The sequence below is a fragment of the Pseudorhizobium flavum genome, from assembly GCF_044142885.1.
Classification (GTDB): domain Bacteria; phylum Pseudomonadota; class Alphaproteobacteria; order Rhizobiales; family Rhizobiaceae; genus Neorhizobium; species Neorhizobium flavum.
In genome coordinates this window covers 220,640-240,805 of the sequence record NZ_JBIOKZ010000007.1, presented here as the reverse complement: position 1 = coordinate 240,805, position 20,166 = coordinate 220,640, and the positions used below count along the sequence as shown (strand labels likewise).

Annotated in this window: 16 protein-coding genes; 8 read left to right on the top strand and 8 right to left on the bottom strand. The window is 58.1% G+C overall.

Translation table 11 applies throughout. From position 1 onward, the window contains the following. Window positions 1–24: 24 nt before the first annotated feature. The 4 genes from ACEPP2_RS15300 to ACEPP2_RS15285 are packed head-to-tail and all read right to left on the bottom strand — an operon-like array spanning window position 25 to window position 2,492. On the bottom strand, window positions 25–570 hold the full coding sequence (locus ACEPP2_RS15300) for a S26 family signal peptidase (RefSeq protein WP_091517351.1): 546 nt from the start codon (window positions 568–570) through the stop codon (window positions 25–27). After that, window positions 567–1,085 (bottom strand): DUF2840 domain-containing protein, encoded by a 519-nt coding sequence (locus ACEPP2_RS15295; protein WP_253120558.1) that lies wholly within the window; start codon window positions 1,083–1,085, stop codon window positions 567–569. Before ACEPP2_RS15295 ends, ACEPP2_RS15300 begins: the two co-directional genes overlap by 4 nt. A gap of 60 nt (window positions 1,086–1,145) precedes the next feature. Continuing rightward, complete coding sequence (locus ACEPP2_RS15290; RefSeq protein WP_091517348.1) at window positions 1,146–2,222, bottom strand: replication initiator protein A; 1,077 nt, start codon at window positions 2,220–2,222, stop codon at window positions 1,146–1,148. Further along, entirely contained in the window at window positions 2,223–2,492 is a 270-nt protein-coding gene (locus ACEPP2_RS15285) for a helix-turn-helix transcriptional regulator (RefSeq protein WP_091517346.1), read from the bottom strand. It abuts the gene before it with no gap. 456 nt (window positions 2,493–2,948) lie between these two features. Here ACEPP2_RS15285 and ACEPP2_RS15280 point away from each other — a divergent pair, with 456 nt between their 5' ends. Further along, on the top strand, window positions 2,949–3,236 hold the full coding sequence (locus tag ACEPP2_RS15280; protein ID WP_395517086.1) for a DNA -binding domain-containing protein: 288 nt from the start codon (window positions 2,949–2,951) through the stop codon (window positions 3,234–3,236). 16 nt (window positions 3,237–3,252) lie between these two features. On the opposite strand, the gene ACEPP2_RS15275 is transcribed toward ACEPP2_RS15280, so the two are convergent. From ACEPP2_RS15275 to ACEPP2_RS15265, 3 genes are all read right to left on the bottom strand, one after another. Next, entirely contained in the window at window positions 3,253–3,774 is a 522-nt protein-coding gene (locus ACEPP2_RS15275; protein ID WP_395517075.1) for a DUF2285 domain-containing protein, read from the bottom strand. A gap of 46 nt (window positions 3,775–3,820) precedes the next feature. Beyond that, window positions 3,821–4,036, bottom strand: coding sequence for a transcriptional regulator domain-containing protein (locus ACEPP2_RS15270; protein ID WP_229447294.1), 216 nt, complete (start codon window positions 4,034–4,036; stop codon window positions 3,821–3,823). A gap of 194 nt (window positions 4,037–4,230) precedes the next feature. Next, window positions 4,231–4,758 (bottom strand): antirestriction protein ArdA, encoded by a 528-nt coding sequence (locus ACEPP2_RS15265; RefSeq protein ID WP_395517074.1) that lies wholly within the window; start codon window positions 4,756–4,758, stop codon window positions 4,231–4,233. A gap of 632 nt (window positions 4,759–5,390) precedes the next feature. On the opposite strand from ACEPP2_RS15265, the gene ACEPP2_RS15260 reads away from it, so the two are divergent. The 5 genes from ACEPP2_RS15260 to ACEPP2_RS15240 all read left to right on the top strand — a co-directional run bounded on the left by ACEPP2_RS15260 (window position 5,391) and on the right by ACEPP2_RS15240 (window position 16,776). Further along, window positions 5,391–10,268: a DEAD/DEAH box helicase gene (locus tag ACEPP2_RS15260; RefSeq protein ID WP_395517073.1), complete on the top strand. Its 4,878-nt coding sequence runs from the start codon at window positions 5,391–5,393 to the stop codon at window positions 10,266–10,268. Continuing rightward, window positions 10,265–11,686 carry an SIR2 family protein gene (locus ACEPP2_RS15255; protein ID WP_395517072.1) on the top strand — a complete coding sequence of 474 codons (1,422 nt, stop codon included), beginning with the start codon at window positions 10,265–10,267 and terminating at the stop codon, window positions 11,684–11,686. Before ACEPP2_RS15260 ends, ACEPP2_RS15255 begins: the two co-directional genes overlap by 4 nt. Continuing rightward, window positions 11,686–13,770 carry an ATP-binding protein gene (locus ACEPP2_RS15250; RefSeq protein ID WP_395517071.1) on the top strand — a complete coding sequence of 695 codons (2,085 nt, stop codon included), beginning with the start codon at window positions 11,686–11,688 and terminating at the stop codon, window positions 13,768–13,770. Before ACEPP2_RS15255 ends, ACEPP2_RS15250 begins: the two co-directional genes overlap by 1 nt. 96 nt (window positions 13,771–13,866) lie before the next feature. Further along, complete coding sequence (locus ACEPP2_RS15245; protein ID WP_395517070.1) at window positions 13,867–14,931, top strand: hypothetical protein; 1,065 nt, start codon at window positions 13,867–13,869, stop codon at window positions 14,929–14,931. 45 nt (window positions 14,932–14,976) lie between these two features. Further along, the gene (locus ACEPP2_RS15240) at window positions 14,977–16,776 is read left to right on the top strand and encodes an RNA-directed DNA polymerase (protein ID WP_395517069.1); all 1,800 of its coding nucleotides are present in this window, start codon (window positions 14,977–14,979) and stop codon (window positions 16,774–16,776) included. A gap of 271 nt (window positions 16,777–17,047) precedes the next feature. On the opposite strand, the gene ACEPP2_RS15235 is transcribed toward ACEPP2_RS15240, so the two are convergent. Further along, window positions 17,048–17,602 carry a TetR/AcrR family transcriptional regulator gene (locus ACEPP2_RS15235; protein ID WP_395517068.1) on the bottom strand — a complete coding sequence of 185 codons (555 nt, stop codon included), beginning with the start codon at window positions 17,600–17,602 and terminating at the stop codon, window positions 17,048–17,050. 85 nt (window positions 17,603–17,687) lie between these two features. Between ACEPP2_RS15235 and ACEPP2_RS15230 the strand changes: the two genes are divergently transcribed. Continuing rightward, window positions 17,688–18,833 carry an FAD-dependent oxidoreductase gene (locus ACEPP2_RS15230; protein WP_395517067.1) on the top strand — a complete coding sequence of 382 codons (1,146 nt, stop codon included), beginning with the start codon at window positions 17,688–17,690 and terminating at the stop codon, window positions 18,831–18,833. 76 nt (window positions 18,834–18,909) lie between these two features. Continuing rightward, complete coding sequence (locus ACEPP2_RS15225; RefSeq protein ID WP_052642125.1) at window positions 18,910–20,166, top strand: MgtC/SapB family protein; 1,257 nt, start codon at window positions 18,910–18,912, stop codon at window positions 20,164–20,166.

Sequence of the window (20,166 nt, the reverse complement as noted above, 5' to 3'; positions counted from 1 at the left end):
TGTGATTGGCTTTCGGGGATGGTTTCAGTGCGTCGGCGCGCGCCACTCGTAGCGGCCGACGCCTTCCTCATCGGTCCAGAGCGGGACCGCTCGGCCGATGACGGAAGCTGCGGGGATGGGTCCGAAATAGCGGCCGTCGAGGCTGTCGCGGACTTCCCAATTCATGAGGAAAAGCTGGCCGTCGCCGATGACACGGCAGCCCTGCCAGACGGGCAGATCGCGGCTGAGGCTGTCACGCTCCAGCGCCTCGCCCATCTCGATCCCGTTCATCGTGATCGTGGATCGCAAGCGGCAAACCTGCTGCCCCGGCAGGCCCAAGACGCGCTTCAAGAGCGGGACGCCGCGCGCGATATAGCCGCGCTCGACCATGGAGGCGGCGAGCGGTTCGGGCAGCATGACGGCGACCAGCTCGGGCACGTCGAGCGCGTCGGCCGGCTCGACGGTGTAGAAGCCGATGGGCGCGCTGGCCGTGGCGTTCCAGATGAGCCTCAAAGGCCAATCGACGGCGCTGGCGGCGGCGATGCCGAGGACGGCGAGCGCCGTCACCGTGAGGGTGCGGCGGCGCGTCATGGCTCGATCCTTCGGCGGTGAAGCCACGCGGCATGTCGCTCGGGCGTGTAGGCGTGCGGCTCCAGATTGGCGGTCAAACGGTTGTGGACGTGCCGCCAGTGTTCCGGTGCAGCGTCGGCCGGATCGAGGCCGAGCGATTCCACGGCGTCGATGGCGGCAAGCCCGCGCTGCACCTTGGACCAGCTATCGAGGCGCAACAGGATTTCGCCACCGGGGCGGACGAAGGGCAATGTCTGGAACGGCTCGCCGCGACCGATGGCGCGCACAATGTCGATGCGGGAAACGACTGTGCCATGGTCGCCTTTCGCCCATCGCACGAAGGCAAAGACGCTGCCCGACGCGAAGCCGACGACGCTGCGGCGGCGGTCGATGATCTGTTCATAGCTCTTGCGGCCGAACCTGATCCAATGCTCGATGCGGCGTTTCTCGAAAGTCAGCTCGACCAATGTGGTGAAGGGCGCAGGCCCGTCCGGCAGCGGACGGCCGTGCGCGCTGCGATGGGCGCGACGGGTCATTGTGCGTCTCCGGCGATGTGCTGGTGGGGTTGCGCGCGTGCGCTGCGTCAACAGCGTGCGTCATGGCTCGCCGTTCCCGGCAGAACCGGCACCACGCTTCGCCTGCGCGCGCGTCAAAGAAAAAGAGTTAGATTCTCTGTTAGATAAGTTAGCGGTCGGATTCCGCTTTTCAGGCCAAAGCGTTAGCTGCGGTTCGTGCGCCTGATCTGCCGATAGTGATGCGCCTGATGTGCCGATACCCCGTGCGCCTGATCTGCCGATGGCATTAACAGGGTTATCAACAGTGCCTGTTGATGAGTTTTCGGGGCGGATGCGCAGCAACTCGCGGCCGTCCTCTCGCTCGATCTGGAGGCGGTAGCCGGGGAGTTGCTGACGGGCCGCGATGCGGCGCAGGTCAAGCGCGAAGTCGGACGGCCGGGCGAGGCTGCCGGATTTCTGATGAAGGTGCGCGACCTCGAAAATCCAGCCGTGGCGCTGGTGCCCGGCGTGCTTTCTGGCGACGCGGTAAAGCCATCGCTCGATGCCTCCAGTCAGCCGGAAATAAGCTGGGTCGATGGTCAGGACCAGCGAGCGATCAATGACGCTGTTGTAGAACCATTCGGGCAGGACGAACTCCATGCCCTCGACGCGGCCGGCGCGCGTCGTCATTTCCTCCCACTCGTTGATCCATGAGAATTGCCGGCGACGCCAATGCGGGCCGTTGCGGATCGTGGTGGCGATGACGGTGGATTGCAGCCGCGCCAGCGCAGCTTTCAGGAGGCGGTATTGATGATTGCCGGTCGGGCGTCCGATGGCGCGCAACAGATGGTAGGGCGTGAAGCGGACGAAGCGCGACGTGGCGAGGCCGTCATTCTCGGCCGCGACGATCTGCGAGGCCGCCCATATCAGCAAATCGGCGTCCCAAATGGTCGCCATCCCGTGCTCGGGCATCCCGAACACTTGCACCTCTATGTCGGCGGCCTTGTAGAGAATCGGTTTGGTGCGCGGTGTCTTCGCAAGCGAGAAGAATGGCCGCTCCATCAAGTCGCGCTGGTCACGCGGCGGCGCGTCGCCCGTTGCGACCACGAAGGGGTCTAGGCGGCTGCGCTCGCTATCCTCGGCCGGCTGCGCGGGGTCGTGCCCGTCCTCGCGCAGCATCTAGCGGTCGCCCCGTTCTTCGGGGGTGAGCGGACGCGCCGGAAAGACGGTGCCTGCTGTCTTGTCGCGGGTGGATTTGCGTTCGCCGCCCGCGCTCCAGTCTTCCAGATCGCGGACGGTGTAGAGGACACGGCCCCCGACCTTGCGATAGGTCGGGCCCGTTCCGTAGGTGCGATGTTTCTCAAGGGTGCGGATGGATATGCCGAGGAAGCGCGCGGCTTCCTTGGTGCGCAACAGGCGCGGCGGCAGGCCCGCAATCGGGTTGGGCATGGATCACCTCCAGTTGAACTGCCGGGAGCGGCAGCGGTCTGTGGCGAACCATGGCGAGGGACCGGCGGCGCGTAGCGTGCCGCATTTGCGCCTATGCGCTGGCGGCACCCCAATAAGGAAGGTCCGATGGTCAAAAGATGAGGCTTTTCAGCGCGTCATTGTCTGCCGCAATGATTAGGCAAAGACATTCCCGCGTGGGTCGGATAAGAATAGACGCGGAGCAGACGCGCTGCTCTGGGGCTTAGTAACCCCTGACTAGCGGTTGGTGCCGGCCGTGACGGCACCACGATCCTCGACCCTATGGTCGGGGAGCCTATGGCGTATGTCCAAGGCTACCCGCCCAAAGGTCATAGGGCCGTCTAGTCACGGTTACTAACTCCCCGATCACCAGGTCAGAGGAGCCATTTGCGGGGGCGCACCGCAAGCAAGGCTCCTGCCCGACGAAGGGGAATGGCTATGCGGGTTCCCGTCGAACTCGATCCTGATGTGGATGACGAAGCGCCGACCGGCGACGGCATAACCGTTTATGACGAGCAGCATTTCGTGACTTATCTGCGACTGCTGGATGCGAAGGCCGAGGGCGCGGACTGGAAGGAAGTCGCGCGGATCGTGCTGCACCGCGATCCGGCTGCCGAGGAACTTCGGACCTATCGTTGCTGGCAAAGCCATCTCGAACGCGCGCAATGGCTATCGCGTGAGGGCTATCGCAAGATTCTGGAGCAGGCGGCAGCCAACAAGGCGTGAGGGCCATGTCTCCCGGTTAACGCTTGCCGGGCTTGATCGGGTAGTGAAGCAGCAAGCGATAGCCGCCGCGCATCATCTTGATACCGTGCGCGACCAGGCGGCGGGCCTTGTTCTTGCGCGGATCGTTCTCAAAGTCTTCCTTGGTGCCCCGAAAGCCGAGCAGGACTTCGGCGATGGTGCGATAGCTCTCGCCGCGCAGCCGGGCGTCGAGCGCGCGCAGGGACAGGATATGCCATTGCCGGAGCTGCGCGGGAACGGCCCGGAAGTTGGGACCGGGCGCGCGGCCGTTGAGGGATCGCCACAAGCGGCGTGCCGCATGCGTTCGTAGCTCCAGAAATGAATCCATCTGCAGCGTGACGGCATAAAACGCGGCGGCGTCGGGCGTTGCCTCGGGCAGCCAGAATTGATGCGCGACGCCATCCACCTGCCAGATGCCGTGCCAGCCATCGGCCGCGCGGCGCAGGTCGAGGCCGTCGAGATGCGCCAGCGTCAATATTGGTTCGGTGTCGCCGTCCTTATGCTCGACCGGCGAAAGCATCACCGCTTGCGGATGAAGGCTAGGACTCCAGATTGGTGGCGGCCCGTCATGCGGCGCGTCGGGATCGCACGGGAAATCGCAAACCCCAGCGATGCGCGAACGCTTCAAGGTCGCGGGCAGCCGCCCCTCCGGTCGATGCGATGGTCTGGCAGTCCCGACGATATTCGTCGTTGCGGCGCAAATATTCCCAAGCGAAACCAGCGGCAGGGATGTGCTTTGTGTGCCCGTATGCCGCCGGAGATCGCCAATCGATGCTGAGCATGGCGTCACCTCCCCAAGCCGGGATGCTGGGCAGCGCCCGGCAAAAAGAGGTTCAAGGATCAATGGAAATATAGAACCCGCATAAAGCAGATACCTTGAGCGGCTAACCCGATCATTCTTTGGTGTTTTTAGCTTGGCGACAGCCGGTGCTTTCGAGATGCCTGCCCGTATGAGCACGGACAGGCAGTCATGTTTTCACCTGTTGGAAAACACATGCACCTCCCCGTGTGCGGTTTCGATGGTGAACAGGTCGCCGCTCATTTCTGCGTCGCGCGCCATCGCGTCCCAATCGACATAGTAGCGCAGCGCCTCGGGGATCGTGACGCTTTGAGTGGTCAACTCCTCCATATAGTCGGCAAGGCTGGCGAACTGGCCGTGATAGCAGTCCTCCAAGGTGGATTCGGCTTGGCCCATGTCGCCGCTGAACTGCTCCAGCAGGCCCGCGCCAAGTGCGCCATGTTCTGCGATGAAAGCGCCCATGCGTGCTACGGTGTCGATGCCCGCATATTCGCTGATCGCGACGCCCTCGAAGCCCTCATAATCATGGATGGCATATTCCTCCGCGTGCTCGATGGGAGACCGTGCGAGCATGGCCGCGATCTCGTCCCTGATTTCGTCCACGTCCTGATCCGCGTCGATCCACGCTCCATGCAAATAGCCGTTATTATAGGCGGCAAGGCAGGCAACATAGATGCGAGGATTGCTGTCGGCTGCGCTGGTCATGTCTCTGTTCCTTCGGGTTTGGGGTTCAGAGCAGCGAAGCGCCGCTCCTGAACCCTTGCCCGTCGGCGAGACCGGGGTAGTAAGATGCCAGACAACCCTTTGGCACCGTGGAATAAATAGAGGGGACCCGCTTGCGGGGAGCGGGCCGTTTATGCCGCGAAAGGCCGGAGAGTTTTCTTGCGCCGCGCGAGGGCAGCGCCCTTAGAAATAGCTATCAGATGGGACGCGGCGAAAGCCGCGCCGGCCCGCAGGCGAACGCGCTCACAGATTGCGTGGTAGAGAGCTGGACGGCCGCTAGACGAATTCACCGTGTTTGCTGGCGGCAAGCATACCCTCAGGGCTGGTTTTTGTGTATCCGCCGGATACACTACGAATTATGAAAAAAGACGCCGGTATGCGAATCAGGATCGAGCGCGAGCTGCAGGATGAATTCCTTGCAACCTGTCAGGTTCTGGATCGGCCTGCCGCGCAGGTCATACGGGAGTTCATGCGCGATTTTGTCCGTAGGAACAGCGCGTCGTCGGACGCGCAACCCGCAACGAAACCAAACGTGACGACGCGCTAATGGAACAGGCACGAATGCCGGTTCCGGCGCAACAGGTGAATGCCCGAACAGGGGCTTGGGGGAAGACATGGCCGAACAGACGCTGCAATCGCTTTTGCAGACCTACCGTGATGCAGCGCGTACCGAGCGGGAAAAGGGAACATATTTCGAGCGTTTCGCCATCGCCTACCTCACCCATGATCCGATCCAGCTTGAACAGTATGAGGAGGTTCAGACCTTCAAGGATTGGGCCGACGCCAACGGCTGGGATGCCCGCGACACCGGAATCGACCTTGTAGCCAAGCTTCGCGACGAAGACGGCTTCGCCGCGATCCAGTGCAAATTCTATGATGCTGCCTACCGCATCAGGAAAGAGGACATCGACAGCTTCATATCGGCATCGGGCAAGGCCCCGTTCAAACGGCGCGTCATTATTGACAGCACCGAAAAGGCTTGGAGCGAGAACGCCGAAACCATGATCCGTGGGCAGGCCATCCCCGTCCTTCGGATCAACCTTTCGGAAATGCAGGAAAGCCCGATCCGCTGGGAAACCTTCGCGGCCAAGGGCGAAGTGGTGCTGGCAGACAAAAAGAAGCTGCGCGAACACCAGCAGGACGCCTTGCGTGAGGTGCGCGCCGGACTGGCCGAAGCCGATCGCGGCAAGCTCATCATGGCCTGCGGAACAGGCAAGACCTTTACCAGCCTCAAGATCGCCGAAGACCTGGCCGGCGAAGGAAAGCTTGTCCTGTTCCTTGTGCCGTCCCTTGCCCTGATGTCGCAGACGGTACGCGAGTGGACAGCGGACACCGAAACCCCGTTGCGATCCTTCGCGGTATGTTCCGATACGCAGGTCGGCAAGCGCCGTCAGAGCAATGATGACATTGCCGAAATCGACGTGCTGGACCTCGCATTCCCTGCCACGACCAATGCCGCCAAGCTTTCCGAAAGCGCGGGCGAGGCCGTGCCGGACAAGATGACCGTGGTGTTTGCAACCTACCAATCCATTCAGGTTGTCGCAGACGCGCAGCAGAAGCACGGCCTGCCGGAATTCGACCTCATCGTTTGCGACGAGGCGCACCGTACCACGGGCGCAACTCTGGCGGGCGAGGACGAATCCAATTTCGTCAAAGTCCATTCCAACGACATCATTCGCGGCAGGAAGCGCCTCTATATGACGGCCACGCCGCGCATCTTCGGCGACAACGTGAAGAGCCGTGCCGATGAAGCCGATGCTGTTCTGACTTCCATGGATGACGAGAAGCTGTTCGGCAAAACACTGTTTTACCGTGGCTTCTCATGGGCGGTGCAGAACAACCTTTTGACCGACTACAAGGTTGTCGTGCTGGCAATGGATGAAGGGCTTGTCAGCTCGGCGATCCAGAAGCGCCTTGGTGACGGCAGTTCCGAGCTTGTCCTTGATGACGCGACCAAGATCATCGGCTGTTACAAAGCCCTGACCAAAGCCGACATGAAAGCCGATGTTGCCACCGATCCACATCCCATGCGCCGGGCATTGGCGTTCTGCAAAGACATCCGCAGCTCCAAGCTGATCCGTGACGAGTTCGGCACGGTTGTCGATGAATATCTCGACTACACCGACGAAGACGGCGCCGAAAGCAGATTGTCCCTGCGGTGCGAGATCGAACACGTTGACGGCACGTTCAACGCCAAGTCCCGTGGCGCATTACTCGACTGGCTGAAAGCCGATGCAGGCGACGATATCTGCCGTATCCTGACCAATGCGCGCTGCCTGTCCGAAGGCGTGGACGTTCCGGCGCTCGACGCCATCATGTTCCTTCATCCGCGCAAGAGTCAGATTGATGTTGTCCAATCGGTCGGGCGCGTGATGCGCCGCGCCGAGGGTAAGAAGATGGGATATGTCATCCTACCCGTTGGCGTCCCCGCAGGCGTTCCGGCGGAACAGGCGTTGAACGACAACGAGAAGTATCGCGTTGTCTGGCAAATCCTCAACGCCTTGCGCGCCCATGATGATCGGTTCGATGCGACCATCAACAAGGCATCGCTTGGGCAGGATGTCAGCAACGCGATCGAGATCATCGGCGTCACCCAGAATGCCGAATTGCAGGCAGTCACTGCCGTTGTGGAAGACCTGCCGACGCGCTCGAAACCCGAACGGTCGGGCATCGGCACACCGGGGCGCGATCCGATCGTCACCGGCGAGGTGCAGGGCGAGCTTGCCTTCTCCGTTGACGAATTCTCCCGCGCCATCATGGCGAAGATCGTCAAGAAGTGCGGCACCCGTGATTATTGGGAAGATTGGGCGACCAACATCGCCGAAATCGCCAAGAACCATATCAGTCGTCTGAAAGGCATCCTTGCCGATCCGGACACCGAAGCCCGCCGTGCCTTCGATGAATTCCACGGCGAGCTGAAAGACGACCTCAATGACAGCATCACCGAAGATGATGCCGTCGAAATGCTGGCGCAGCACATCATCACCCGTCCGGTGTTCGAGGTGCTGTTTGAAGGCCATCAGTTCACCAGCGAAAACCCAGTCTCCCGCGCCATGCAACGTGTTCTGGACGTGCTGGACGAAGCCAATCTCGACAAGGAATCCAAAGACCTCGAAAAATTCTATGCCAGTGTGCGATTGCGCGCGTCGGGCATCACCGATCCGCAGGCCAAGCAGCGGCTGATTGTCGAGCTTTACGACAAGTTCTTCCGCAAAGCCTTCCCGCGCACGACCGAGAAATTGGGCATCGTCTATACGCCGGTCGAAATCGTGGACTTCATCATCCATTCAGTGAATGAGGTTTTGCAGCAGGAATTCGGGCAGACACTTGGCTCGGAAGGCGTCCACATCATCGACCCGTTCACGGGGACCGGCACGTTTATCACGCGCTTGCTGCAATCCGGCCTGATCGCGCCGGAGGAAATGGAACATAAGTTCCGGCATGAAATCCACGCCAACGAGATTATTTTGCTGGCCTACTACATCGCCGCCATCAACATCGAAGCGGTCTATCACGGCATCATGGGTGGCGACTATGTGCCGTTCGAGGGCATCTGCCTGACCGACACTTTCCAGATGTACGAGAGCGATGACCTGATATCGCGTTACATGCCGGATAACTCGGAACGGCGGAAGCGGCAGAAGGCCACGGATATTCGCGTGATCGTGGGGAACCCGCCGTATTCCGGACAGCAAGGTAGCGAAAACGAGAATAATAAGAATACCGTCTATTCCGGTTTGGATGCGCGAATTCGGGACACCTACGCCAAGGCTTCCAGTTCGAAGCTCGCGAAGAGCAATTACGATTCCTATGTTCGCGCCATTCGATGGGCTTCGGATAGGATCAAGGACAAGGGTGTCGTTGCATTTGTCACCAACGGCTCTTTTATCGACGCCAAGAACATGGACGGTCTGCGTAAATCTTTGACCGACGAGTTCGGCAATATCTATGTCTTTGACCTGCGCGGCGACCAGAGAACTTCCGGAGAAGCGTCCCGTCGTGAGGGTGGAAAAGTCTTTGGATCAGGTTCACGCACGCCTGTTGCTATCACGCTGATGATTAAAAGCCCTGAGATGCCACCGGCTGGCGAACTTAAATACTATGATATCGGCGACTATCTAAGCCGGGAGGAAAAGCTAAAAGTCATCGATGGCTTAGGCTCGATCGCCAGTATCAACTGGAAGCGGATTGTTCCCAACGAAAATGCGGATTGGATCAATCAGCGAGACCCGGCCTTCCAGAGCTTCCTGCCGTTGGCCGAACGCGATGGTCAAAGCGGTCAGTCTGTTTTCGTGTCAAACTCCTATGGGGTCGTCACCAACCGCGATCCATGGGTGTACAACAGTTCTATTCCTGCCCTTGAAGCGTCGGTTGGCCGTCTCGTCGTAGCGTTCAACGAAGAGAGCGAAAAGTACCGAGAAGCATGCGACGGTCTTGCCAAAGAGAGCTGGCCCGCGCTCGCGGATGTGGTGTCAAACGATCCAAAGCGCATCAGTTGGTCGCGCGCGCTTAAGAAGGATGCTGAACGAGGTAAGCTTATCGAGTTCAATGCCGGAAGCGTCATCGCCGCTGCACACAGGCCGTTCGGACGGCAGTTTATGTATTTTGATCGCCGCCTCAATGAGATGGTCAATCTGACCAAACGGATGTTCCCGACCGCCGCCCATCGGAATGTTGTCATTTCTTGTACCGGCGTAACTGACCGTAAGGGTTTTTCCTGCCTCGTCACCGACCAAGTGCCAAGCATGCACCTGACTGACACGGGCATGTGTTATCCGCTTTACTATTATGAAGAGCGAAACGAGGCGAACGGCGATCTCTTCGAAGGTAACGCGGACGAAGCCTATGGGCGTCGTGATGGAATTTCCGACTGGTCGCTCGACCTGTTCCAGAGCTACTTTCGCGATCAGTCGATCAGCAAAGAGGATATATTCTGGTACACGTATGGCATACTTCATTCGCCGGAATATCGGCAGAATTTCCAATCCGATCTTCAAAAGGTCCATCCGCGCCTGCCTATGGCCGGTGACTTTTACGCTTTCAGGGAGGCAGGGCGCGCCCTTGGCGTCCTGCATCTGAATTTTGATGGGGTGGAGCCATACCCTGTAACATTTAAACAGGGCGATCTACGATTTGCTAACATCGGGAACCCAGAAGCGTTCTTCCGTGTAACCGGCATGAAATTTGGTGGAAAGCGAAGCTCTATCGATAAGAGTACCGTCATCTACAATGCCAACATCACCATGCAGGACATCCCGCTTGAGGCGTACGATTATGTCGTCAACGGTAAGTCTGCCCTTGAATGGGTAATGGAACGTCAGTGCGTAAAGACGGACAAGGACAGCGGCATCGAAAATGACGCTAACCGCTATGCCATCGAAACCGTTGGCAATCCGGCCTATCCGCTGGAACTTTTCCAGCGCGTCATCACCGTCAGCTTGGAGACGATGAAAATCGTCCGCAGCCTCCCGGCGTTGGAGATCGAGTCATGACGGAGCTGTGCAAATATAAGCTTTTGTCGCCGGTCTCCGCAGGTGAAGGCGATGATCTTTTGGCAGATAAATCCCCCGAAGACGGGCTGCGACGGGTGCAGGCGCTGCTCGCAGACTGGCTCCGAATGGAAAATGTTGTCGTTCTGACCGCAGCAGGCACATCGTTTAGTGCTGGCGGGAGATTGATGGCTGGGCCAAGGGCGAACAATCTCGAATGTTTGGTTTTGGGTGCTGTCGAGAATTGCCAACTCGCAGATGATGTGCAGGCCATCATCCGCCAGCGAAAAGCGCAGTGGCCCCCCAAAGTAGATTCTGGACCTCTGGGCTTTGAGGATTGGCTAAGCTACCTCTTCAACGCCTCGGAGCTTTCGAAGCCCGAGAAATCTCCCATCAGTACGGTGAAATGGAAAGGAGAAGATAGCATCGGTTTGGATTGCGATGTCGTTCTCGGTGATGAAGACCTAAAGCTACTGAGAAAGCTGATCGAGAGAGCAATTTATGCCGAATGCGCTCTTGAGATCGATCGCAGCGAGCTCTCTGACCTAAGCGCCCAAAATACCACAGGGCATGTCCCGTTTCTGGCCAAACTCATCGCCCGCGACACCAATCTTGGCCGCACACACCTTTTCACACTCAACTACGACACCCTGTTCGAGCAGGCGATGGAAGAGCTGGGCATTCAATATTTCGACGGCTTTACCGGCAAAGCAAATTCGCGGTTTGACCCCTCCGTCTATGGGTTGGATATCTACTATCCGGGTGACGTGGCGGAAGGGCGTGTCCGTCGTTTCGATAAGTTTCTCCAATTTTATAAGCTACACGGTTCTATCCACTGGCAGCCAGATGAGCGTGGCCTTGTGCGCGCCCGCCATAGGGAACTTGGATTTGCGAAGCAGTACCGACAAGCAGGCGCTGAACAGAAAGCTGCACTGCTTGCGTCCCCTGAATTTGAGGGAATAGCTTCATTCGGAATTCTGCCAACGTCGCAAAAGTTTACGAAGACGCTGGATATGCCCTACGCGCATCTGTTCCGACTTTTCCATGCTCGCCTGAATCAGCCGCAAACCTTTTTGCTGGTATTGGGGTATGGGTTTGGTGACGATCATGTAACCCGCATCATTGAAACGGCACTTATGAACCCGTCACTGGTGTTGCTGGTCGTGGAGCCGAATCCCGGTAGTGCAATCGTCGGGCGCATCCGCGGCTATCAGAGTTTGGGACAGCGTGCTTTCGTGCTGACCGAGCGCGTCGGTGAAGGTGCTGCTTGTTCCTATAATGTCGCAACCTTCTCTGATTTCGCGCAGAACATCATGCCGGATGTGAAGTGGCTCGATGATTACAAACATCTTCGTAGCTTTGAGGAGCAGCTTCGTAAAACTCAGGAACGGCAGCCTGACGGGAAAACGGAGGCCGTTTGATGGAACAGCCGCGCGTCATCGGTCACGTCGTTTCGGTAAATGGATTTCGACTCAAGGTTGAGTTGTCGCAGGATGCGAAATCGTCCTCTCGTGCGACGCCCGATGGCGTGCAGCGTGCGGTTGCAATCAATTCGTTTCTGACTTTTGACCTTGGGGCGGGTTCCCATGCGATCGGTATGCTCAGCGACCTCGAAGCGCGTGAGAGCTATGATCCGACACGGGATGAAGAACTGTCCCTTGAGCTGACCAAGCCGCGCCGAATTGCTTCTATGCAGCTCCTTGGCACTGTGCGCCATTTGGGAAAAAATAAATGGAAGTTCGATACCGGAATTACCGTTCTTCCGACATTGGACACGCCTGCCGAGGTTGCAAATCCAGAAATTTTGTCGAGTATTTTTGCTCATCCACCTCAGCGGAACCGTCCGCATGGTTGGGCTGACAAGCCTTTTGATTTTGCTCTGGAGATCGGGCACCAAACAGGTGACGAGAATACCAAGGTCAGGGCATCCTTTAATGACCTATTTTCCCGGCCGCTCGCGGTTGTAGGAAATACCGGGTCTGGAAAATCCTACACGGTTGCCAGCCTAATCCGGGGTATCGTAGAGCATGATGGATTTGGTTCAGATGCGGAGGCCGATCCCCATATTTTCATCCTTGATATCAATGGCGAATACGCAAACGCATTTCTTGATCCCACCAAGACAACCTATCAGCGCGAACCCAACCGAGTTTACCTCAACGGAGAGGAGTTCTGTCTCCCCGCGTGGTTGATGAACGGCGAAGAACTTTGCGAATGGCTTCAAGCATCTGAAGCAACGCAGGAGCCTGTGCTGAAGGATTGGTGGGCGATTGCGAAAATATCCGGCTCTGGCATCGGAGCTTATGACCCGCTTCAAATTGCTGTCTCGAAGATCGATGCTGCATTCGAGTGGATGGATAGGCAGGGAAATAAGAACAATAACGGCTTTAAAATCCAACTCGATCAAGCATCGGAATATGTCACGAACATAGATTGGAGCGAAATAAAATCGCTTCCAAAGTGGAGCGGTTTCGGTGATTGGGACTCGTTGACCAATGAAAAGGCCGTTCGAGACAAGCTTGTAGAAGTGCGATCCAACCTGCTTACAGCGATTTCCGATCGGCAGAATGAAGGTATCAACTTCGCAAAGTCGGCAGATTCTCCGCGCTTTGTTGCGGTTGCTGAGTTCCGTGACCCCCGCCTTGTCGATCGAACAACGGATCAGGAAAGCGGAAAAAAGATTGACCAGTATCTGACGACGTTGAAGCTGCGTCTGCGCACCCGTCTTGACGACAGGCGATGGCAGTCGCTTTTCAGCTACGAGAAGCAGGGCATTAGCAGCTTTCAGGGCTGGATGGAGAAGCTGGGGGTCGGAAAGAGAACTGGTCCCCGTGTGTCGGTGCTCGACTTTTCCATGTTGGCATCCGAGGTTTTGCCATTCGCATGTACGCTGTTGGGGCGGTTGTTGCTCGAAGCACGAGAAATGCTTCGCCCAGATACGCGAAGTCAGTATCCGTGGGTTTTGGTTCTGGAAGAGGCGCATAACTATGCCCGCCCCGCTGGCAAGGTCGAAGATCGAGGTCAGGCACTTTCGCGGCGTGCATTTGAACGAGTTGCGAAAGAGGGACGGAAATTCGGGCTATCGCTCATCGTCGCTAGTCAGAGGCCGAGCGAGATTAGCCCTACCATTATAAGCCAGTGCGCCAACTTTTTTTCCCACCGTTTACAGAACCCCGATGATATCGATCATTTCCGACGAATAATTCCAAAGCAAGCGCAGCGTATGCTGGATCAGGTAACAGTTCTCGCTGCTGGTGAAGCTATCGTTTTTGGTAGCGCATTGCATGTTCCGGTGCGCGTCCAGATCAGATTGCCGAAACGAGAGCCATGGAGTGCAACAGCAGCTCCATATATTGATTGGGCTAAGGGCGATGCGTTTCCCTTGGCTGAGGTGGTTGAGAGCTGGGGGCTAAAGACAATTCCTGAATCAGAGAAGTCAGAATCTTCTCAAGTTCCGGATGTACCTTCTGCGTCAACAGAATTGGATGATGAGATTCCGTTTTGATTACGTAATTTATCTGAAAATGTTAACGCTTGGTCATTTGTATTGGAAAATTAGTTATAAATAAATAGTTTGGGTGTTGCTGTGTAGGGAGGGGACATGCAGGATGAGATCTGGTTAGGTAAAGATGGCGTGCTAGCCGTCTTGCCGATCCATTTCAACTTACCGGCGCATGCCATACCTCTCGGTACGTTTGTGCGCACCGCCGAACAAGCGGAAACCATCATTGCCTCTTTGAACAGAGAGCTTTTCGATGGAAGGCTGAAATATGAGATTCTGGTTCTTCCGCCACAGGAAGGCTCCTTCAAAAGCAGGATCGGCGTCTATTTGCTTGGCGGCTGGGTCGCTGTTTGGACATTTACGGAAAGCGATATCGGTCAGGCCTTCATTCGTGGTCTGACATTACAGGAACCGGCACACTGGGCCGAGCAGGCAGGTTCGGCGATCAGGGAGCAGATCGTTTCTGATGTGGATGACGAGGCCCTCGAGGAAGCGGACAAAGCGCCAGAAGATGACGAAGCGAAATGCCTTGCCGCTGCTGAATTCCTAGTCGAAACAACAAAATCCTTCCTTCAAACAGATGTCGCCGAACTGGAATCGGTTGGCATAACCACGACGCGCTTCCGCGATGGATTCGCCGCACGGAACGAGTTCTACGAAGCTTGCGCCGCCACACCTGATATCCGCGCAGTCGGGTTCGAGGACGAGCGTGTTTTCCCAATCGACCGAAGCGACTTCGCGCGCCTACAGGTTGTTCTCCCGCCGGTGAAGGACGAAGACGACGAGCCGTGGCAGACGGCTATCGTTGACCTCAAGGTGACGTCCCCGAATTGGGAAAGGGAAGATCGTCAGCGTGCTTGGAAGGCGAAAGACGCCAAGGGCCGCGAGCGGCTGTTCCGGATTGAAGATGAACAGTTCTGGGGGCTGGTGAAAGCCGAACAGCTCAACATCCACATCATGGACACGATCAAGGTGCAGTGGGCTTTTCAGGGAAAGGCCAATTCACCCAAGAACATTAGGGTTCTGCGCGTTCTAGAGTTCAATGGCGATGCCTTGTCTGAGCCTCTAGACGATAATGCTCTGTCAGCGGTTTTGGGTGCATTTAGCGAAATCGACACAGATCAGGGGGACCTTTTCGCAGGCAGAGGGGGTAGCGATGAGTAGTGGACATCATTCAACAATAAAGACCATGGCCGTGCGATCCACCTCATGAGATCTCCTAGATTTGATGTACGTGCAAAGAAGCTGCGAACGATATTTTCTCCACAGAACATCGAAAGGATTTGGAAAGAGAAAGTTAAAGTTTCAATGCGCGATCAGTTCATGTGCGATGGGATAGAGAATTTCGACTTCCATGTGTCACGCAAAGTAGAGAGCCAAAAACTTTCGCATTTGATATTATCGGGTGATTATGTACCGCAGAAGGCGCAACGGATACTTGTCGAAAAAAGCAAAGGGCTTTGCAGGCAGCTCGTCATTCCGAGCATACGAGATGCCATCGTTTTGCAGTGTCTATCTGATGCTCTATATTCTGAAATCAAAGGCAAGGCGCCTACGAGCAAGGCATTCTTTGAACCGAAGGATCATAAGTTCTCGTCACCACCGAGTGGTTACGGGACGTTCGCAGCTTGGTTGAATTTCCAGAAAGAGCTGTTCGAGTTTTCAAAGACGCGCAAGTTCGTCGTCGTAACAGACATCGCCAACTACTACGACAGTATATCATACGTTCATCTCCGCAACGCCATTGCCTCGATCAGCGGCGTCGATGAATGTGTGATTGATATGCTGATATACGTCCTCAGTGATCTTCTTTGGCAGCCGGATTACACTCCTCGCATCGAGGTTGGGTTGCCCCAAATCAATCTTGATGCACCTCGCCTTTTAGCCCACTGCTTCCTCTACGAGCTAGATTCGTACCTTGCGAGCGATCCCGGACGAGACTTCGTGCGTTACATGGATGACATCGATATAGGTGTAGACACGATCGTGGATGCCAAACGGGCATTGAAGACCGTCGATCTCGTCCTTCAGACGAAGCAGGTTCGTTTGAACAGCGGCAAGACAGTCATTCTTACACGGTCCGAGGCTATTCGACATTTCCGAATTTTCGAGAACGCGCGGCTAGATTCGGTTCAGGCAAGCGTCGATCACCGCGTGAAACACGGACTTCCGTTGGACCGGCAGCGAGTTCATGTTGAAGCCAGAATCAGGCAAGGACTTCGCAAAAAATCATTCGACGCAGGGAACGGCGAAAAGGTTCTGAAGCGATGGCTGGGGCTTGCGGCTAAAACTGGCGCTGTGGTGAAGCCTGAAGTCCTCGAAGATCTCATCAAAAGAAGACCATCAGTTCGAGAGAATGTTTATTCGTTTATAAGAAGTCGCCCCCTCACTCCATCGATTGCGGGCATTCTAGCAAGGGCAAGTCAGTCAGGCCTTCTTGTTGATGATGCCGCGATGGTGGAGATGTCAAACTATCTTGTTGAAACATTTGTCAAGAATAAGCGATGTCACGCAATGCTTGAAGCGGTCATCGCGAGCAATGACCCACAAAGCTATTTTGGACTCTATTCAAGGCTTTGGCTGCTGTCGAAATATGGGACGCCGGCCCAGATTCTCACAACTCTTCGAGACGCCCGAAACATTTGGTCGCCCCATGAGCGGCTGGGTCGTCTGGCGGCTTCGTTCCTTCCCTTGTTTCACGGTTCGCCTGAAGAGAAGCCTCTTAAGCGGCTCCTCGCGGATACCTTAAATTCTGGGGTGCGCGACACATACAAATTCCATATGAAACTTGCGACCGATCTTCCAACATTTAAGGCAATGTTTGACGCGTTAAAGGCACCAAATCCATCCCGTGGGACCGGCATTACACACGCAAAATTTCTATGCCTCCTATCCGCACTGAAAAATCCTGCCGCACCGGTCGCTCAGATTACAACCTTGAGAGCTAATCACTCCCGAGCCTTTGAGGACGCTTACTACAAAGAGATAAGCAAGCGAGTCGGTGTCTAGACTAGCTCAAATGCAAAGAGAAAGCGGCGGCCACCTGCCGCCGTTGTCACGCTTACCTGATCTCGCAGAAGGCCGTTGGCGCAGCAAAGGCCACCGAAACCACCTGCGCCGATAGTCAGACCAGTGCGCAAGAAACATCTTTAATTTCAGAGAAGCTACTCCCTGTCAGCGAAGGCACATTTATAGGGCTATAGCGTAAACGTAGTTATCATCTTCGCCCGGTGCGGCGCGCCATTTACGTTCATTCTCACAGTGAGCAGATCCCCCTCCACTATGGCAGCGGGGCGGTCAGGTATCGTTGCAGCGTCTCGCCTATGGCGGCGACCAGCGTGTCGCGGGCAATGTCGTCGTCGGACAGATTGATCACGTAGCGGGCATAGGCCAGTCCGAGGATCTGCGTGGCGACGAGATAGGCTCGCTCGGCCAGCCGTTCGGATCCGGCGACCCGGCTGATCATTGGAGCGACCTGCCTGCCAAGGATTTCGCGGATGCGGACGGCCGCCTCGGGATTGGTGGCGGCGGTGCGGATCAGCGTGCGCAGAAGGTCGTCATGCTCCGCCCCTTCCCAGCGCCGGAAGAAATGGGCGGCCAATGCGGGGCCGATCAGGCCGCTTTCCAAACCGCTCAGGTCAGGCAGTGCAAGGTCAACCGAGACTGCCTCCGCGAAAAGCTGCTCCTTACCCCCGAAATAGCGGTTGATCAGCGCGGGATTGACTTCGGCCTGCGCGGCAATGTCACGCACGGTCGTACGCTCAAACCCCCGCTCCGAGAATATCCGGCGCGCCGCCTGCACAAGTCTCTCCCGCGTCGCCTCTGCATTCCGCATCCTGTACCTCTTGTAAACAGCCGTTGACTTACCTGAACCCACAGGTTAGTAAACACGTGTTTACAATATTCGGGAGGTTGGCTCAATGAGCACGATGTCCACGCAGGTCCTGATCGTCGGTGCCGGGCCGGCGGGGCTGGCCACGGCAATCGGGCTCGCGCAGAAGGGAGTAGATTTCCGTATCGTCGATGGATTGCCGGACGCACAGAACACTTCTCGTGCTGCGGTGGTCCATGCCGCGACACTGGAAAAGCTCGAAATTCTCGGCGTGGCCGGGGATCTTCTGGCTCGGGGTATCAAGGTGCCGAATTTCAGGATCAGGGACCGGGACGACGTACTCCTTCATATCGACTTCACGGTATTGCCGGGAAAATACCGCCACGCGCTGATGATCCCCCAGGACGAGACCGAAGCCACCCTGACAGGCCGGCTGCGGGCACTTGGCCACGAGGTGATGCGACCTGTCGAATTACGTCGTTTCGACAGGGCGGGTGACGGCTTCAGGATCGCACTCGACATGGCTGGCGATGAGGTCAGCCTCGACTGCCGCTATCTTGTCGGAGCCGACGGGATGAGAAGCGCCGTTCGCGACGCGGGCGAGATCGGCTTTCCGGGCAAGACCTACGGCTCCTTCATGCTCGCCGACGTGCGGATGCAATGGCCGATCGCCAGTGACGAGGTGACGCTCTATTTCTCCGAAGCAGGCACGCTCGTGGTCGCGCCCATGTCGGAGCGGCGCTATCGCGTTGTGGCACAGCACCTGGATGCGCCGGCAGAACCTGATCTTGCCGATGTCCAGGCAATCCTCGACGCAAGAGGTCCCCGTTCGGGAGCACGCGTGGAGGAGGTGCTGTGGGGCTCGCGTTTTCACGTCCACCACAAGCTCTCCGAGACATTTCATGACAGGCGGCTGCTACTGGTCGGCGATGCCGCGCATGTGCACAGCCCCGCCGGTGGCCAGGGCATGAACCTTGGATTGCGGGACGCAGTTGCCCTTGCCGAAGCGCTCTCAGTCGCGATCGACACCCAAAACGACGAGCCGCTGCAACGCTATGATGGCTCCCGGCGCGGTGCGGCGCGCGAAGTCCTCGGCCGGACCGACCGGCTGACGCAGCTGGCGACCCTGAAAAGCCCGGTGCTGAGCTGGACGAGGAACCGGCTCCTCCGCATGGTTGGCGCAAGCGACGCCGCGCGCCGTCGGTTCGCCGCCATGCTGGCCGGGTTTTCCTGAGCCGCTCCGCCACCTCCACCTTGCCGCCTGTCATCGGCCCCGCTATGCGGGAACGGAATGGGTGGGCGTGAAGCTGATGGACGACCTGATCTTGCGGTTCGGTGTGGCGCTGGCGATCGGCATGCTGGTCGGGCTCGAGCGCGGCTGGCGCGAGCGGGACGAACCTGCCGGCAGCCGCACCGCCGGCATCCGCACCTATGCGATCTCCGGGCTTCTTGGCGGCATCTTCGCGGCGCTCTCGCAAAGCATGCAGACGGCGGCGGTGTTCGCCGTCGGCTTCCTCGGCTTCTCGCTGCTCTTCGCCTGGTTCCAGGCCCGTGAGGCAATCGCCGAGAAGAGCTTCAGCGTCACCAGGGTGATCGTCGGCCTCTGCGTCTTCGCGCTGGGCGGTCTCGCCGTCAGCGGGGACTATCGAGCCGCGGCCGCCGGAGGCGCTGCCCTCGCCGCCGTCCTTGCCAGCCGTGAAGTCCTGCATGCGCTGCTGAAGCGCCTGACCTGGATCGAACTGCGCTCCGCCCTTCTGCTTGCGGTGATGACGACGATCATCCTGCCGCTCCTGCCCAATCGCGCCATTGATCCCTGGGGTGGCTTCAACCCGTGGGAGATCTGGTTCTTCACCGTCCTCACCGCCAGCCTCTCCTATCTCGGCTACATCGCAGTGCGATTGCTCGGTCCGGCCCGCGGGCTGGTAGTGAGCGGGCTGGCCGGCGCGTTGATCTCCTCGACGGCGGTCACGGTCGCTTTCGCGCGGACGGCAAGTAGCGGCGGTAACGCACGGGCCTTGTCGGGGGCGGCGGCGCTTGCTGCCATGGTGTCGGTGCTGCGGGTCAGCGTCGTCATGCTGATCCTCGCCCCGCATGCGCTGGAGGTCGCCGGGCCGCCCGCTCTCGCCGCCGCCGCGGCCTTCGCTGCCATCGCCTTCCTGCTACTTTCGTCCGTTCCGAAGACGAATGCCGATCCCGAACGGCAGGCCCGGAATCCATTCGAGCTTACCGCCCTCCTTGTCTTCGCGGCGGCCTTCGCGACGGTCTCCACGGCAAGCGCCGCCCTCACCGCTCGCTTCGGCTCGGCGAGCATCCTCGCAAGTTCCGCGGTATCGGGCGCCTTCGACGTGGATGTCGCCGTGCTGAGCGCGCTTCGCCTCGCTGGCACAGAGGTTTCGCTTTCGCTGATCGGCCAAGCCGTCTTGGTCGCCCTGACGGCGAACGCCTGCGGGCGGCTGCTGCTGGCTGCCGTGGCGGGCCCCGCGCGCTACTGGCTGCCGCTTGCCGCCGCGACGGCGGTCGCCGCAAGCGCGGGCGCCCTCGTCTTCATCGGCCTCAACGGCATCTGA

Bases quoted from the DNA above. Each gene is read 5' to 3' on its own strand.
- ACEPP2_RS15265 (WP_395517074.1), bottom strand. From the start codon at position 4,758: ATGACCAGCGCAGCCGACAGCAATCCTCGCATCTATGTTGCCTGCCTT.
- ACEPP2_RS15270 (WP_229447294.1), bottom strand. From the start codon at position 4,036: ATGCTCAGCATCGATTGGCGATCTCCGGCGGCATACGGGCACACAAAG.
- ACEPP2_RS15275 (WP_395517075.1), bottom strand. From the start codon at position 3,774: ATGCTTTCGCCGGTCGAGCATAAGGACGGCGACACCGAACCAATATTG.
- ACEPP2_RS15300 (WP_091517351.1), bottom strand. From the start codon at position 570: ATGACGCGCCGCCGCACCCTCACGGTGACGGCGCTCGCCGTCCTCGGC.
- ACEPP2_RS15285 (WP_091517346.1), bottom strand. From the start codon at position 2,492: ATGCCCAACCCGATTGCGGGCCTGCCGCCGCGCCTGTTGCGCACCAAG.
- ACEPP2_RS15280 (WP_395517086.1), top strand. From the start codon at position 2,949: ATGCGGGTTCCCGTCGAACTCGATCCTGATGTGGATGACGAAGCGCCG.
- ACEPP2_RS15255 (WP_395517072.1), top strand. From the start codon at position 10,265: ATGACGGAGCTGTGCAAATATAAGCTTTTGTCGCCGGTCTCCGCAGGT.
- ACEPP2_RS15250 (WP_395517071.1), top strand. From the start codon at position 11,686: ATGGAACAGCCGCGCGTCATCGGTCACGTCGTTTCGGTAAATGGATTT.
- ACEPP2_RS15245 (WP_395517070.1), top strand. From the start codon at position 13,867: ATGCAGGATGAGATCTGGTTAGGTAAAGATGGCGTGCTAGCCGTCTTG.
- ACEPP2_RS15290 (WP_091517348.1), bottom strand. From the start codon at position 2,222: ATGCTGCGCGAGGACGGGCACGACCCCGCGCAGCCGGCCGAGGATAGC.
- ACEPP2_RS15230 (WP_395517067.1), top strand. From the start codon at position 17,688: ATGAGCACGATGTCCACGCAGGTCCTGATCGTCGGTGCCGGGCCGGCG.
- ACEPP2_RS15295 (WP_253120558.1), bottom strand. From the start codon at position 1,085: ATGACCCGTCGCGCCCATCGCAGCGCGCACGGCCGTCCGCTGCCGGAC.
- ACEPP2_RS15235 (WP_395517068.1), bottom strand. From the start codon at position 17,602: ATGCGGAATGCAGAGGCGACGCGGGAGAGACTTGTGCAGGCGGCGCGC.
- ACEPP2_RS15260 (WP_395517073.1), top strand. From the start codon at position 5,391: ATGGCCGAACAGACGCTGCAATCGCTTTTGCAGACCTACCGTGATGCA.
- ACEPP2_RS15225 (WP_052642125.1), top strand. From the start codon at position 18,910: ATGGACGACCTGATCTTGCGGTTCGGTGTGGCGCTGGCGATCGGCATG.
- ACEPP2_RS15240 (WP_395517069.1), top strand. From the start codon at position 14,977: ATGAGATCTCCTAGATTTGATGTACGTGCAAAGAAGCTGCGAACGATA.